Raw genomic sequence first — 12,538 nt, 5'->3', positions numbered from 1 at the left:
TCAGATCGAGAAGCTGACGCCGCAGCCGCAGCTTGAGGCGGCGTTGGGATTGCGCACCACGAACTGGGCGCCGGCCAGTTCGTCGACATAGGCGATCTCGGAATTCTTCAGGAAGGGGACCGAAACGGGGTCGATCAGGGCCGTCTGGCCCTGGGCCTCGATCCGCAGATCGTCGTCCTCGGCCGTCTCGACCAGTTCGAACCGGTACTGAAAGCCCGAACAGCCGCCCCCGTCGACAGCGACGCGCAGCATCAGGGACTTGCCCTCGGCCGCGCTGAGCCGGGCCAGACGATCGGCGGCGCTGGCGGCCAGGACGATGCCTTCCGGCGCGCGCGTGGCGACGCTGAAGGCGGGTGTGGACGGTTCTGTGGATTGGACGGTGCTCACAGCTGTCTATATGAGGCGCGTGCGGGCGTTCGCAAAGGCCCCGTCCGATCAAAGCCGCTTCAAAGTTGACGACTTGAGCCCGATGACTCTCGCCCCCTACGCCGAACGCGCCGATCTGACCAAGGGCCGTCGCTTCTTCGAACCGCCCAGCCGCACCCGCACCGCCTTCGCCCGCGACCGCGACCGGATCATCCACGCCACCGCCTTTCGTCGCCTGAAGGAGAAGACCCAGGTCTTCGTGGCCCATGAAGGCGACCACTATCGCACCCGCCTGACCCATTCGCTGGAGGTGGCCCAGATCGCCCGGTCCCTGGCCCATGCGTTGCGGCTGGACGACGACCTGGCCGAGACCATCGCCCTGGCCCACGATCTGGGCCATCCGCCCTTCGCCCATGCGGGCGAGGATGAGCTGGTGATCCAGATGGCCGACTACGGCGGCTTCGACCACAATGTGCAGAGCTTCCGCGTCATCACCGAGCTGGAGAACCGCTATCCCCAGTTCGACGGGCTGAACCTGAGCTGGGAGACGGTCGAGGGCGTCATCAAGCACAACGGCCCGGTGTCGCACCGGCTGGACGAGGCGGCCTGGTCGGTGGTGCGGCCCTATCGCGCGGGCGGGGAGGCGGGCTGGGACCTGCGTCTGGACAGTTTCGCCTCGCTGGAGGCCCAGTGCGCCGCCATCGCCGACGACATCGCCTATAACAATCACGATGTGGACGACGGGGTGCAGGCCGGGCTGATCACGCTTCAGGATCTGGATCAGGTGCCCCTGATCGGCCCGACCCTGGCCGAGGTGCGGCGCGACTGGCCCGCCATCGACGACCGGATGCTGCGGATCGAGGCCGTGCGGCGGATGATCGGCGTCATGGTCGAGGACGTGCTGGCCGAGACGGCGCGAAGGCTGGAGGAGGACCGGATCGGCTCGACCGAGGATGTGCGCAACGCCTCGCGGACTTTGGTGGACTTCTCGCGGTCGATGCACGCGGACCTGGCGATCCTGCGCAAATTCCTGTTCGAGCGGATGTATCGCCACTACCGCGTCAACCGCACGCGCAGTCAGGCGCGGCGGGTGCTGTCGCAGCTGTTTGAACTGTTCATGGCCGAGCCGGAGGTCATGCCGCCGGAATGGGGCGTGCCGGCCCAGACCGAGGATCGGACCCGCAGGGCGCGCGCCGTCTGTGATTACATCGCCGGCATGACCGACCGCTATGCGATCGAAGTCCACCAGAAATTGTTCAGCCTCGACCTGGCGCTCGATCTGTGATTCGAAAGACGGCGGCGGGGCGTTAAACTAACCGTTCGACGCGCCGATTCGCTGCGTCGGACAGACGGCGGAGCGACACCATGTCTTTCGATGACGAGAACCGACCCGGCCGAGGCGCCTATACGCCTCCGACCGACGACGACCTGCCGTTCCGCCGGAACACCTATGACCCGCGCGGCGGCGGCCGAAACGTCGGCTCGGGCGGGGGCAAGGCGCCGCCCGTGACCCTGATCGTCAGCGGCGTGGTGCTGCTGGTGCTGATCATCGCCGTCATCTTCTTCTATCGTTCGGGCATGCGGGCCTCGACCGACGCCCCGCCGGCCGTGGGCCAAGCCGTCGGCGAGATGAAGACCGCCGCCCCCCTGGACGCCCAGCCGGTCGATCCGGCCGAGGGCGTGCGCGTCTATCGCGACGAGACCGAGACCGCCGACGCGCCCGTGACCTTCACCCCGCCGCCCGAGACGCCCCAGCCGCGCCCGGCCGCACCGCCGACCGCCGCGCCGACCGGCCAGGGCCTGCCGCCCGCCGCCGCTGCGCCCCGTCCGGCCACCCCGGCGCCCAAGACCGAGGCGCCGACGCCCGCCGCTCCCGCGCCGACGGCTCCCGCCGCCGCCGGCGGTTCGGCCTCGGTCCAGATCGGCGCCTTCTCCTCGACGGAGATCGCCGACCGGGAATACGCCGCCGTCGCCGGCCGTTTCAGCCAATATGCCTCGGGCGCCGAAAAGCGGGTGACCGAAGTGACCTCGTCCAGCGGTTCGACCCTGTACCGCACCACCTTCACCGGCCTGTCGCGCGAGCGGGCGGTCGCCTTCTGCAACGCCCTGAAGGCCGCCGGGCGGGATTGCATCGTTCGGTGACCTCCGCCGCCATCTACGGCTGCGCGGGTCACCGGCTGACGGACGACGAACGCGCCTTCTTCGCCGAGGCGCGGCCCTGGGGTTTCATCCTGTTCCGGCGCAATATCGACAGCCCGGAACAGGTGCGGGCCCTGACGGACGAGCTGCGCGCCGCCATAGGCGACCGTGACGCGCCGATCCTGATCGACCAGGAGGGCGGGCGGGTCCAGCGGATGGGGCCGCCGCACTGGCCCAAATATCCACCGGGGAACGCCTATCTGAAGGCGACGAACGACCCGGCGGACGCGCGCGATCTGGTGCGTTTGGGGGCGCGGCTGATGGCGCACGATCTGCGCGAGGTCGGAATCAATATTGATCTGCTGCCGGTGCTGGACGTGCCCGTGCCCGGGGCCCACGACATCATCGGCGACCGCGCCTATGGCCGCGACCCGCAGAACGTGGCCCTGCTGGGACGGGCGGCGGCGGAGGGTCTGCTGGCGGGCGGGGTCCTGCCCTGCATCAAACACATGCCGGGGCACGGTCGCGCCTTCGCCGACACCCACAAGGACCTGCCGACGGTCCATGCCGATCTGGAGACGCTGGACGCCTGGGATTTCGCCCCGTTCAAGGCCCTGTCCGACATGCCGATCGGCATGACGGCCCATATCGTCTTCAGCGCCATCGACCCCAAACGCCCGGCCACCCAGTCCAAGAAGGCGATCCGGCTGATCCGCGAACGGCTGGGCTTCGGCGGTCTGTTGCTGTCGGACGATCTGGTGATGAACGCCCTGTCCGGCTCTCTGACCCAGAGGGCGCACAAGGCGCTGAAGGCGGGATGCGACGTCGTCATCCATTGGAACGGCGACATGGACGAGATGCGTCAGGTCGCCGAGGGCGTCGGTCCGCTGAAGGGCGGTGCGAAACGGCGCGCCGAGGCGGCCCTGGCCCGGATCGTGAAGACGCCGGAGCCGCTGGATCCCGTCGCCGGGCACGAACGCTTCTTCCGCGCAATGGCGGGCAAGACGGACGCGGCTAAGGGACCGGACGTGGGGGAGGCGCAGGCGTGAGCGAGGCGTTTCAGCCGAACCTCGATTTCAGCGCCGAGGAGGTCGAGGAACGCGAAGCCTTCGTCGTCGATCTGGACGGCTATGAGGGGCCGCTGCACGTCCTCCTGGCCCTGGCGCGGACGCAGAAGGTCGATCTGCTGAAACTGTCGATCACCCAGCTGGCGGAACAGTATCTGGCCTTCGTGCACGAGGCGCGGCGGCGCAACTTCGCCCTGGCGGCCGATTACCTCGTGATGGCCTCCTGGCTGGCCTATCTGAAGTCCCGGCTGCTGCTGCCGCGCACCGAAAAGGGCAAGGGCGAGGAGCCGCCGGCCGAGGCCATGGCCGCCGCCCTGGCCTTCCGCCTGCAAAAGCTGGAGGCGATGCGCAAGGCGGTCGAACAGCTGATGGCCCGGCCCCAGCTGAAGCGCGACGTCTTCACCCGCGGCGATCCCGAGGCCACGGTGATCGTGCCGTCCGACCGGATCGACGCCAGCCTGTATGAGCTGATGAGCGCCTATGTGACCCAGCGCCGACGCGAGGAGGCGCGACGCTATTCGCCCGGCCAGCGGGTCGAGGCCTTTCCGCTGGAGGCGGCGCGCGACTGGCTGCGCGAGATCATGCCGCGTCTCGCAGACTGGACCCCGCTGGACCAGGTCGCGCCCCGTCCCGAAGACCCTGAGGGGCCCAGCCAGGCCAGCTATACCGCCTCGACCCTGTCGGCCAGTCTGGAGCTGGTGAAGGAGGGGGCCATGGACATTCGCCAGACGGCGCCGTTTGCGGACCTGTATCTGAAGCGGCGGGGCCTGGGGCAGCCGCTGGAGCTGACGCCGTGATGCGTGTTGGTTTTTGCACCGTCAAGGCCGTCATCCTAGGGCTTGTCCCTAGGATCCAGAATCCCGGCGCCGGGCATGGGCGCATCTTCGGAGAAACCGGGAGTCTGGATCCTCGCCACAAGGGCGAGGATGACGAACTTTGGGCTAGGGGCGTCGGCGCCGAAAGTCGGGAGTTGGCCCATGTCTGACCTGCCCTCTCAGCCCGATGAGGCCGAGATCGAGCGCCGGGTTGAGGCCCTGCTGTTCGCCGCCGCCGGCCCGCTGAGCGCCGCCGAGATTGGGGCGCGCCTCCCCGAAGGCGCCGACGTCGGCCGCGCCCTGTCGGGCCTGCGCGCCCGTTACGAGGGGCGGGGGGTGGAGCTGGACTGTGTGGCCGACCGCTGGCGTTTCCGCACGGCCGCGGACCTGGCCTTCATGATGAGCCAAGAGCGGGAGGAGCCCCGCCGCCTGTCCAAGGCGGCGCTGGAGACCCTGGCCATCATCGCCTACCACCAGCCCGTGACCCGCGCCGAGATCGAGAGCGTGCGCGGCGTCAGCCTGTCCAAGGGCACGCTGGACCTGTTGCTGGAGATGGGGTTCGTGCGTCTGCGAGGGCGGCGGCGGACAGCGGGTCGGCCCGTAACCTACGGCACCGCCGACCGGTTCCTGGAGCATTTCGGCCTGGCCAGTCTGTATGACCTGCCGGGGGTTCAGGAGATGAAGGCCGCCGGCCTTCTGGACCTGTCGGCGCCCGTCGGGTTCGAACTGCCCGACCCCAGTCGTGCGACCGGGGCGGATGAGGAGGAGGCGCCCCTGCTGGACGAAGACAGCCCCGAGTTCGCCCAGGACTTCGTCGGCGAGGAGCGATAGCCGTCGGACGCCGCGCTCAGGCGGTCAGCTGGCGCGGCAGTTTGAAGGTCACGGTCTCACGCGCGCCGGCGTCCTCGGTCACGGTGGCGTCGAACCGTTCGGCGATGGCGTCCACCAGGGCGGCGATCAAAGGCTCGGGCGCCGAGGCGCCGGCGGTGACGCCGACCGTCTGAACCCCGTCGAACCAGTCCCAGTCCACCTGGGAGGCGTCATCGACGAGGCGGGCGTCGCGGGCGCCGGCGCGCATCGCCACCTCGACCAGCCGGGCCGAGTTGGACGAGTTCTTCGATCCGACCACCAGCACCAGTTCGCAGCCCTCGCCCAGCACCTTGACCGCCTCCTGGCGATTGGTGGTGGCGTAGCAGATGTCTTCCTTGTGCGGATCGGGCAGTTCGGGGAAGCGCCGCTTCAGCACCTTCAATATGCCGGCCGTGTCGTCGACCGACAGGGTGGTCTGGGTCGCATAGGCCAGGGGGGCGTCGCCGGGGCGTTCGAAGGCCTCGGCGTCGGCCTCGGTCTCGACCAGGCTGATGGCGCCCTCGGGCAGCTGGCCCATTGTGCCGATCACCTCCGGGTGACCGGCGTGGCCGATCAGGATGATGTGGCGGCCTGCGGCATGATGACGCTCGGCCTCGACATGAACCTTGGACACCAGGGGACAGGTGGCGTCCAGGAACAGCAGCTCGCGCGACCGCGCCGCCGCCGGCACGGACTTGGGCACCCCGTGGGCCGAGAAGACGACCGGTCGGTCGTCGGGGCATTCGTCCAGTTCCTTGACGAAGACGGCGCCCATGGCCTTCAGCCGCTCGACCACATGGCGGTTATGGACGATCTCGTGGCGCACATAGACGGGGGCGCCGAACTTCTCGATGGCGCGCTCGACGATCTGGATCGCCCGGTCCACCCCGGCGCAGAAGCCCCGCGGCGTCGCCAGCCGCACGGCGATGGGGCGGCGTTCGGGCGCGGGGGAGGGGACGTGCATGGTCATGGCCGCCAACCTAATGGTTCGCGGCCCATATCGCCATGCGGGGCGAGCGAATCCGGACCTCCAGGCAGCGACGCATCGCCACGGTCGGCTGGCGTGCGATTAAAATTCATTGGGAACAAAGATTTAGACTAAGTTCACGACGCCTTGACCAACCGGCCGCTCACGATTAGTTTCCGCGCCGAATTCAGACCTGCCTCAACACATTGTTCGGGCGCTGAGCGCACAGGCCATGTCCCCAATGTCGGAATCGCGCGAAGAGGCGATCAAACGCCTCCAAGACAGCGCATCCGCGTTGGAGGACAAGACGGCTCAGAAGGCGTCGGAGCACCTCGCGGCTCAGGCGGTGACGAGCCAGGCCTACAAGATCGTCGCCGAGCTGCTCGGCGGGGTCTTTCTGGGCTTGGGGCTAGGTTTTGGGGCGGACCGACTGTTCGGGACCAATCCCTGGGGTATCATCGGCGGAGTCCTTCTGGGCTTCGCTCTGTCGATTTACATGGCGCGCCGCACGGCCAACCGGCTGATGGCGCAGGCGAAGGCGAGCGGGATCGAACCGAAATCGGTCCCCTTCGACGACGAGGAAGACGAGGACCGATAGGCTGATGGCCGATCCGCTTCACCAGTTTAAGATCCAGCCGCTCGTCGATTTCGGCGCGGTGAACCTGCCTGTCTTCGGCCACACCCAGCTGGCGATCACCAATTCGCACGTCGCCATGACGGTCGCCTTCGTGGCCATCGTCCTGTTCCTGCAGTTCGTCACCTCAGGCGCCAAGGTGGTGCCTGGCCGCTTGCAAACGGCGGGCGAAAGCCTGTTCGATATGATCGACGGGGTGACCGATTCGATCATCGGCCACGACGGCCGCAAATATTTCCCGTTCGTCTTCAGCCTGTTCCTCCTGGTGCTGGTGATGAACCTGTTGGGCATGTTCCTCAGCTTCACCGCGACGTCGCAGCTGGCGGTTACGGTCACCTTCGCCGCCCTGACCATCCTGCTGGTCATCGGCGTGGGCTTCCTGAAGAACGGCCTGGGCTTCTTCAAACTCTTCTGGCCGGCCAGCGCGCCTCTGGTGCTGCGCCCTGTCGTCGGCGCGATCGAGTTCCTGTCCTTCCTGCTGCGTCCGGTGACCCTGGCTCTTCGTCTGTTCGGCAACATGCTGGGCGGCCACGTCGCGCTGAAGATCTTCGCCGGCTTCGTCGTGGCCCTGGGCGCCGGCGCCTTCGTCGGCGAGGGCCTGGGCCTCTGGGGCCTGCCGATCGCCGCCCTGTCGATGACCATGGTCGTCGCCCTGACCGCCCTCGAATTCCTCGTCGCCTTCCTTCAGGCGTTCGTGTTCGCCGTTCTGGCCAGCATCTATCTCAATGATGTGGTCAACCTGGGTGAAGGCCATTAAGGCCCGGCCCAGTTCGAGAACTCCCTTCTTCCAACCCACCTGACTGAAACAAGGATACTCACCATGGAAGCTGAAGCCGCCAAGTACATCGGCGCCGGCCTGGCCACCCTCGGCATGATCGGCTCGGCCATCGGCGTGGGCAACATCTTCGCCAACTTCCTGAACGGCGCGCTGCGCAACCCGTCGGCCGCCGCCTCGCAAGTCGGCAACCTGTTCGTGGGCGCGGCTCTGGCCGAAGCCCTGGGCATCCTGGCCTTCGTGCTGGGCATCCTGATCCTGAACTCCTGATCTATCCGGGGTTCGGGGCGGCGGCGGCTTCTCGCTGAGGCCGTCGCCGCCTTTCTGCTTTTCGGACGAACGGACACCATGGCCGCACCCAATTCTAACGACACGCACGCGACCACCGAGGCCGAAGGCCACGGCGGCGGCGGACTGCCCCAGTTCGAGACCCAGCACTGGGCCGGGCAGATGGGCTATCTGCTGGTCCTGTTCTTCCTGCTCTATTTCCTGATCGCCAAGGTCTTCGCGCCGCGCCTGCGCCGCGTGATGGATGAACGTCGCGAGACCATCTCCGGCGCCGTCGCCACCGCGCGTCAGGTCCAGGCCGAGGCCGCCGAACAGGCCGCCCAGGCCCAGGCCGATCTGGCCAAGGCCCGCGCCGACGCCCGCGCCACCGCCGCCGCCGCCAAGGCGCGCGTCACGGAAGAAGCCAACGCGCGCCAGGCTGCTGAAGAAGCCGTGGTCAATGCCCGCATCGCCGAAGCCGAGGCCGCCATCGCCAAGACCCGCGACGCCGCCATGGGCAATGTCTCGACCATCGCCTCCGACGCCGCCGCCGCCATGGTGGAGCGCCTGACCGGCCAGGCCGCGACCAAGGCCGAACTCGACCTCGCCAAGGGAGCCGCCTGATGAACCTGATCTTTGAACCGGGCATCTGGGACCTGTCGAATCCCGAGATCTGGGTCGGCGTCGGCCTGCTGATCTTCTTCGGTATTCTGATCGCCGTCGGCGTGCCCAAGATGGTCGCCGCCCAGCTGGACGCCAAGGGCGCCAAGATCCAGGCCGACCTGGACGAGGCCGCCCGTCTGCGCGCCGAGGCCGAAGCCCTGCTGGCCCAGATCCGCAAGGAGAAGGCCGAGGCAGAGGCCCAGGCCGCTGATATGATGGCCCAGGCGGAAGCCGACGCCCGTCGTCTGGAAGTCGAATCCAAGGCCAAGCTGGAAGAGACGCTGGAGCGTCGCCAGAAGATGGCCGAGGCCCGCATCGCCCAGGCCGAGGCCCAGGCGTCCGCCGAGGTCAAGGCCGCCGCCGCCGACCTGGCCGCCAAGGCCGCGGAACAGATCCTGGCCGCCCGCCTCGCCGGCGGCGCCAAGGATCCGCTGCTGGACGCCGCCATCGCCCAGATCGGCGACCGCCTGAACTGACGACCTCAAGTCTGACCGGGTCTCAACGCCCGTCCTTCGGCCGAAATCGCTCTGGCGGTTTCGGCCGAAGTCGTTTTGGGGCGGCCCCTCAGCGCCCGATGACGCCGCTGACCGTCAGAACCACAGCGATCATCACCAGGATGAAGACGATGACCCCGCCCATGATGCGGAAGGGCGGGCCGCTTTCACTGCGGCGGCTGAAGCCGTCTGGATCGCGGTCGGGCTCAGTCATCGGTCTGCATCGGCTGCGGGGGCGGCGTCGAGGTCGTGGAGCCGTTCAGGGGCGCGCCGTCGCCGCGCACGGCCGACTGGCCGCGCAGGGCCGGATTGTCGCCGGGCGCCACGGCGGGCGCGCTGGGCGGGACGGCGCCGCCGGGCGGCGGCACGACGGCCGGTTGGACTACGGCCGTCTCGCTGTCGCTGGCGGCCTGAGGATTTCGCCAGATCACCTCAGCGACGAGGTAATAGGCGATCAGGGCCAGGACCACGCCGCCGACCAGCAGAGGCTCCCAGCGGATGCGCCCTCGGCGCGTCGGATCTTCCTTGCGGTTCATCGCAGGGGAAGCCGTCGGCCCACCGTCCGGTTCGTCTGTGTAGAAAGCCGGACGCAGGGACGGCCTGGAGACCAGGCCGTCCGGCCCGCCGAGATCAGTGGGCCGTGGCGCCGCCGATCACATGGGGCGTCTGGCGCTTGTCGCGCGCGACCAGCCGGGCATAGACATTGCCCAGGACGATCCCGAACACGGCATGGGTGACCAGAAGCCAGGCGATGGTGCCGAAGCCCGAGCCGGCGTTGAAGGTACGGTAGTCGCCGACGATGAAGACGCCGGCCATCATCACCACCCAGGCGCCGACCGCAAAGACGATGCCCTTGGTCTCGGGCGTGTCGGTGGGCAGTCGCGGGCAGAGGTAGGCGAACAGGGGGCCCAGGATCAGCACCCCGGCCACCGCATGAAGAACCCAGCCCACGGCCAGGGCGTCGGGCATGCCGATCAGGGCGGCGATGACGCTCTGGAACGGGTCGAACCAGTTCAGGAACAGATTGGGTATTTCCAGCAGGGACACGGCGACCGTGGCGGCGAAACCGGCGATCAGACCTTTTTGTAAGCGTGACATCATGACCTTAGCGCCTCCCAACGCTTTTCTGGTTCTCTGATAACGCTGGGACAGAATACGCCTGACTCGGACGGTCGGCGTTCACGTTGCCGTGGTTAGCGAACGCAGCAACGCAAGCGCGAAATGATCGCTGATGCGCGCGCGGTCAGCGGAACAGTTTGCGGATGTAGCGGCGAAGGCCCTTGCGCAGACGGATCAGGCCGCGCCGACGCCGGGTCAGGATCACCTTTTCGGCGCGCAAGGCCTGTTGCCAGAAGACCGGCGCGAACTCCGGCTTTTTCCGCATCAGCCGCCGGAAGGGATAGACCCATTTGGGCCGGGCGTACTGGGCGCGGATGAACTGTCGCTTGGCCCAGAAGGAGCTCTTCAGGATCAGCATCAGGCCGACCGCGATCACCGGGACGCCGCCGGGGCCGGGCAGGGGGGCGATCAGAATGCCAAGCAGGACCACGAACAGCCCGCCCGCCATTAGGGCCCAACGCTTCAGCACCCGCAGCTTGCGGCTGCGAGGCGAGGCGGAGGACAGGACGAGAGCGGGTGCGGAGATCACGAGGGCGCCGGGAGGGAGGAGGACTGACTGAGGTGTGACAACGGTCGCCACGCCCACCCGATCCCAAGCCGGGAAGGGAAAGAGCGACCGTGGCGAGGTTGTCACATAACCCCTTAAGATCCGGTTCGATGGCCGATCCGTGGCTTTCCTATGAAGCTTTGGTCATGAAGCCGGATTGTCGCACTCTGTGTCCCACAGGACGCGGCTGGGCCTTGGTCAGCCGTAGTGGACGCCGGTCAGGCGTTCGGACTCGGACCACAGGGCGCGGGCGGTTTCGACATCCAGCGCCTGGGGCTTGATGAGGGCGCGGCCGGGCGCACCCCGCATCTCCTGCCAGCCCTGAGGGCCGTAATAGGCGCCGGGTTCGGCCTGGGGCAGGGTCGCCGCCATCAGGATCGGCAAGGCGCCGTCGGCCGCCGAATGGCTGGCCACGCGCGCCAGAAGGCGGCTGACCAAGGCGAAAAGTCCGGGCGGGCTGCCGGCGTGGCCGTTGGCGATCAGATCCGTCCGGGCGAAACCGGGATGGGCGGCCACGCTGGTCAGGCCCCAATCTTCGCGATCGCTGCGGCGCTGAAGCTCCAGGGCGAACATCAACATCGCCAGTTTGGACTGCTGATAGATGGGCCAGGGCCGGTAATTGGAGCGATAGTTCAGATCGCTGAGCTGAATCCGACCGCCGCGATGGGCGACGCTGGACAACTGCACCACTCGCGCCTGAGCCGCCGTCAGCAGTGGCAGGAGCCGGCCGGTCAGGGCGAAGTGGGATAGATAGTTGGTTCCGAACTGCATCTCGAAACCATCGATGGTCGTTCGGCGACGGGGCACGGCCATGACGCCCGCATTGTTGATCAAAATGTCGACCGGCCGACCCGCCGCCAGGAGGGCCTCGGCGAAGGCGGCGACAGAGCTGAGGTCCGCCAGGTCCAGCCGTTCGAACCGCACGAGGGCCTCAGGGTGGCGACTGCGGATCAGCCGTTCCGCCTGATCGCCCTTGTCCGGATTGCGCGCGGCCAGAACGACCTCGGCGCCCTTTTCAGCCAGAACGAGCGCCGCCTCCAAGCCGATGCCGCCGGTCGCCCCGGTGATGATGACCAGCTTGCCGCTCTGGTCGGGAATATCGGCTGTCGTCCATTGGGTCATTGCGGCTATCCTGGGGTGAACTGAATTTCCGAAGGGCTCCGGCTTGCATATCTGCATCCGGTGCAAATATGCAAGAAGTGCAAGAAAAAGTTTTTCCTGACGAGCAGGGTCTGCGTGCGCGAAAGCGGCAGGAAACCCACGCCCGCATTCAGGCCGAAGGCCTGCGGCTGTTCATCGAAAAGGGATTTGACGGCGCCACCCTGGACGAGGTGGCGGCGGCGGCGGGCGTATCGCGCCGCACCCTGCTGAACTATTTCGGCTCCAAGGAAGAGATCGTCTTTTCCCTCAAGGCCCAAATCCCTGAGATGATCGCCCAGGCGGTGGCGGCCCGGCCGTGCGACGAACCGCTGCTCGATATGGTGGAGGGGGGGCTGGCCGATGTCGCCGCGCGCTTCCAGACGCCCGACATGCTGGACCTGACGCGGCTGATCCATCAGACGCCCGCCCTTCAGGCCGGTGATCACGCAAAGTATGAAGGGGTGGAGCGGCTGCTGGCCCAGACGCTGGCCGAGCGGAAGGGATTGGCCCCGGACGACGTCGCCTGTCGCGTCGCGGCGGCGATCGGCGTCAGCATCATGAAACTGGCCGGCGAGGCCTGGCTCGCCCATCCGGGCGAAGGGCCTGAACGGTTCGGCCGCGAAGCCTTCGCCGTCCTGAGACGCATGGCGGGCCAGCGTCCGCCGCCCTGATCCAGGACGGCGGACGCCAAGAGCG

Annotated in this window: 18 protein-coding genes; 11 read left to right on the top strand and 7 right to left on the bottom strand. The window is 67.9% G+C overall.

Annotated elements, in window-relative coordinates:
• Positions 1 to 318, bottom strand: a complete 318-nt coding sequence (gene erpA / locus BSP_RS14030) for an iron-sulfur cluster insertion protein ErpA (protein ID WP_224764437.1) — start codon at positions 316 to 318, stop codon at positions 1 to 3.
• A 151-nt stretch (positions 319 to 469) separates the two neighbouring features.
• Between erpA and BSP_RS14025 the strand changes: the two genes are divergently transcribed.
• The 5 genes from BSP_RS14025 (at position 470) to scpB (ending at position 5,218) form a co-directional block, all read left to right on the top strand.
• A complete protein-coding gene (locus tag BSP_RS14025) occupies positions 470 to 1,651 on the top strand; it encodes a deoxyguanosinetriphosphate triphosphohydrolase (protein ID WP_152950735.1) in 1,182 nt (393 codons plus the stop codon).
• Positions 1,652 to 1,731: 80 nt separating this feature from the next.
• Positions 1,732 to 2,508, top strand: coding sequence for an SPOR domain-containing protein (locus tag BSP_RS14020; RefSeq protein WP_152950734.1), 777 nt, complete (start codon positions 1,732 to 1,734; stop codon positions 2,506 to 2,508).
• Positions 2,505 to 3,554: a beta-N-acetylhexosaminidase gene (nagZ, locus tag BSP_RS14015; RefSeq protein ID WP_152950733.1), complete on the top strand. Its 1,050-nt coding sequence runs from the start codon at positions 2,505 to 2,507 to the stop codon at positions 3,552 to 3,554. The genes BSP_RS14020 and nagZ overlap by 4 nt, the downstream gene beginning before the upstream one ends.
• Positions 3,551 to 4,369 (top strand): ScpA family protein, encoded by an 819-nt coding sequence (locus tag BSP_RS14010; protein ID WP_152950732.1) that lies wholly within the window; start codon positions 3,551 to 3,553, stop codon positions 4,367 to 4,369. The genes nagZ and BSP_RS14010 overlap by 4 nt, the downstream gene beginning before the upstream one ends.
• Positions 4,370 to 4,549: 180 nt before the next feature.
• Positions 4,550 to 5,218 (top strand): SMC-Scp complex subunit ScpB, encoded by a 669-nt coding sequence (gene scpB / locus BSP_RS14005; protein ID WP_152950731.1) that lies wholly within the window; start codon positions 4,550 to 4,552, stop codon positions 5,216 to 5,218.
• Between the two features lie 16 nt (positions 5,219 to 5,234).
• Here scpB and ispH read toward each other — a convergent pair whose 3' ends face one another.
• Positions 5,235 to 6,206 carry a 4-hydroxy-3-methylbut-2-enyl diphosphate reductase gene (ispH, locus tag BSP_RS14000; RefSeq protein WP_152950730.1) on the bottom strand — a complete coding sequence of 324 codons (972 nt, stop codon included), beginning with the start codon at positions 6,204 to 6,206 and terminating at the stop codon, positions 5,235 to 5,237.
• Positions 6,207 to 6,444: 238 nt separating this feature from the next.
• Here ispH and BSP_RS13995 point away from each other — a divergent pair, with 238 nt between their 5' ends.
• From BSP_RS13995 to BSP_RS13975, 5 genes are all read left to right on the top strand, one after another.
• On the top strand, positions 6,445 to 6,801 hold the full coding sequence (locus tag BSP_RS13995; RefSeq protein ID WP_152950729.1) for an AtpZ/AtpI family protein: 357 nt from the start codon (positions 6,445 to 6,447) through the stop codon (positions 6,799 to 6,801).
• Between the two features lie 4 nt (positions 6,802 to 6,805).
• Positions 6,806 to 7,594 (top strand): F0F1 ATP synthase subunit A, encoded by a 789-nt coding sequence (locus BSP_RS13990; RefSeq protein WP_152950728.1) that lies wholly within the window; start codon positions 6,806 to 6,808, stop codon positions 7,592 to 7,594.
• Positions 7,595 to 7,657: 63 nt separating this feature from the next.
• Positions 7,658 to 7,882: a F0F1 ATP synthase subunit C gene (locus BSP_RS13985; RefSeq protein WP_054766272.1), complete on the top strand. Its 225-nt coding sequence runs from the start codon at positions 7,658 to 7,660 to the stop codon at positions 7,880 to 7,882.
• A 78-nt stretch (positions 7,883 to 7,960) separates the two neighbouring features.
• A complete protein-coding gene (locus BSP_RS13980; protein ID WP_152950727.1) occupies positions 7,961 to 8,503 on the top strand; it encodes a hypothetical protein in 543 nt (180 codons plus the stop codon).
• Positions 8,503 to 9,018, top strand: a complete 516-nt coding sequence (locus tag BSP_RS13975; protein ID WP_054766270.1) for a F0F1 ATP synthase subunit B — start codon at positions 8,503 to 8,505, stop codon at positions 9,016 to 9,018. Before BSP_RS13980 ends, BSP_RS13975 begins: the two co-directional genes overlap by 1 nt.
• Before the next feature lie 88 nt (positions 9,019 to 9,106).
• Here BSP_RS13975 and BSP_RS13970 read toward each other — a convergent pair whose 3' ends face one another.
• From BSP_RS13970 to BSP_RS13950, 5 genes are all read right to left on the bottom strand, one after another.
• Complete coding sequence (locus BSP_RS13970; protein WP_152950726.1) at positions 9,107 to 9,250, bottom strand: hypothetical protein; 144 nt, start codon at positions 9,248 to 9,250, stop codon at positions 9,107 to 9,109.
• Entirely contained in the window at positions 9,243 to 9,572 is a 330-nt protein-coding gene (locus tag BSP_RS13965) for a hypothetical protein (RefSeq protein ID WP_152950725.1), read from the bottom strand. The genes BSP_RS13970 and BSP_RS13965 overlap by 8 nt, the downstream gene beginning before the upstream one ends.
• A 94-nt stretch (positions 9,573 to 9,666) precedes the next feature.
• The gene (locus BSP_RS13960; protein ID WP_054766268.1) at positions 9,667 to 10,137 is read right to left on the bottom strand and encodes a DUF6789 family protein; all 471 of its coding nucleotides are present in this window, start codon (positions 10,135 to 10,137) and stop codon (positions 9,667 to 9,669) included.
• A 142-nt stretch (positions 10,138 to 10,279) separates the two neighbouring features.
• The gene (locus BSP_RS13955) at positions 10,280 to 10,684 is read right to left on the bottom strand and encodes a hypothetical protein (protein WP_224764434.1); all 405 of its coding nucleotides are present in this window, start codon (positions 10,682 to 10,684) and stop codon (positions 10,280 to 10,282) included.
• 216 nt (positions 10,685 to 10,900) lie between these two features.
• Positions 10,901 to 11,824 (bottom strand): SDR family oxidoreductase, encoded by a 924-nt coding sequence (locus BSP_RS13950; RefSeq protein ID WP_152950724.1) that lies wholly within the window; start codon positions 11,822 to 11,824, stop codon positions 10,901 to 10,903.
• A gap of 77 nt (positions 11,825 to 11,901) precedes the next feature.
• On the opposite strand from BSP_RS13950, the gene BSP_RS13945 reads away from it, so the two are divergent.
• Complete coding sequence (locus BSP_RS13945) at positions 11,902 to 12,513, top strand: TetR family transcriptional regulator (RefSeq protein WP_370513361.1); 612 nt, start codon at positions 11,902 to 11,904, stop codon at positions 12,511 to 12,513.
• The last annotated feature ends 25 nt before the right edge of the window (positions 12,514 to 12,538 follow it).

The sequence above is a fragment of the Brevundimonas sp. Bb-A genome, assembly GCF_009394735.1.
Classification (GTDB): domain Bacteria; phylum Pseudomonadota; class Alphaproteobacteria; order Caulobacterales; family Caulobacteraceae; genus Brevundimonas; species Brevundimonas aurantiaca.
This window is presented reverse-complemented; position numbering and strand designations above follow the sequence as displayed.

What these genes read in the sequence shown, in the direction of transcription:
- BSP_RS14025 (WP_152950735.1), top strand. Translation starts at nt 470, where the DNA reads ATGACTCTCGCCCCCTACGCCGAACGCGCCGATCTGACCAAGGGCCGT.
- BSP_RS14020 (WP_152950734.1), top strand. Translation starts at nt 1,732, where the DNA reads ATGTCTTTCGATGACGAGAACCGACCCGGCCGAGGCGCCTATACGCCT.
- scpB (WP_152950731.1), top strand. Translation starts at nt 4,550, where the DNA reads ATGTCTGACCTGCCCTCTCAGCCCGATGAGGCCGAGATCGAGCGCCGG.
- ispH (WP_152950730.1), bottom strand. Translation starts at nt 6,206, where the DNA reads ATGACCATGCACGTCCCCTCCCCCGCGCCCGAACGCCGCCCCATCGCC.
- BSP_RS13995 (WP_152950729.1), top strand. Translation starts at nt 6,445, where the DNA reads ATGTCGGAATCGCGCGAAGAGGCGATCAAACGCCTCCAAGACAGCGCA.
- BSP_RS13990 (WP_152950728.1), top strand. Translation starts at nt 6,806, where the DNA reads ATGGCCGATCCGCTTCACCAGTTTAAGATCCAGCCGCTCGTCGATTTC.
- BSP_RS13985 (WP_054766272.1), top strand. Translation starts at nt 7,658, where the DNA reads ATGGAAGCTGAAGCCGCCAAGTACATCGGCGCCGGCCTGGCCACCCTC.
- BSP_RS13980 (WP_152950727.1), top strand. Translation starts at nt 7,961, where the DNA reads ATGGCCGCACCCAATTCTAACGACACGCACGCGACCACCGAGGCCGAA.
- BSP_RS13975 (WP_054766270.1), top strand. Translation starts at nt 8,503, where the DNA reads ATGAACCTGATCTTTGAACCGGGCATCTGGGACCTGTCGAATCCCGAG.
- BSP_RS13970 (WP_152950726.1), bottom strand. Translation starts at nt 9,250, where the DNA reads ATGACTGAGCCCGACCGCGATCCAGACGGCTTCAGCCGCCGCAGTGAA.
- BSP_RS13965 (WP_152950725.1), bottom strand. Translation starts at nt 9,572, where the DNA reads ATGAACCGCAAGGAAGATCCGACGCGCCGAGGGCGCATCCGCTGGGAG.
- BSP_RS13960 (WP_054766268.1), bottom strand. Translation starts at nt 10,137, where the DNA reads ATGATGTCACGCTTACAAAAAGGTCTGATCGCCGGTTTCGCCGCCACG.
- BSP_RS13950 (WP_152950724.1), bottom strand. Translation starts at nt 11,824, where the DNA reads ATGACCCAATGGACGACAGCCGATATTCCCGACCAGAGCGGCAAGCTG.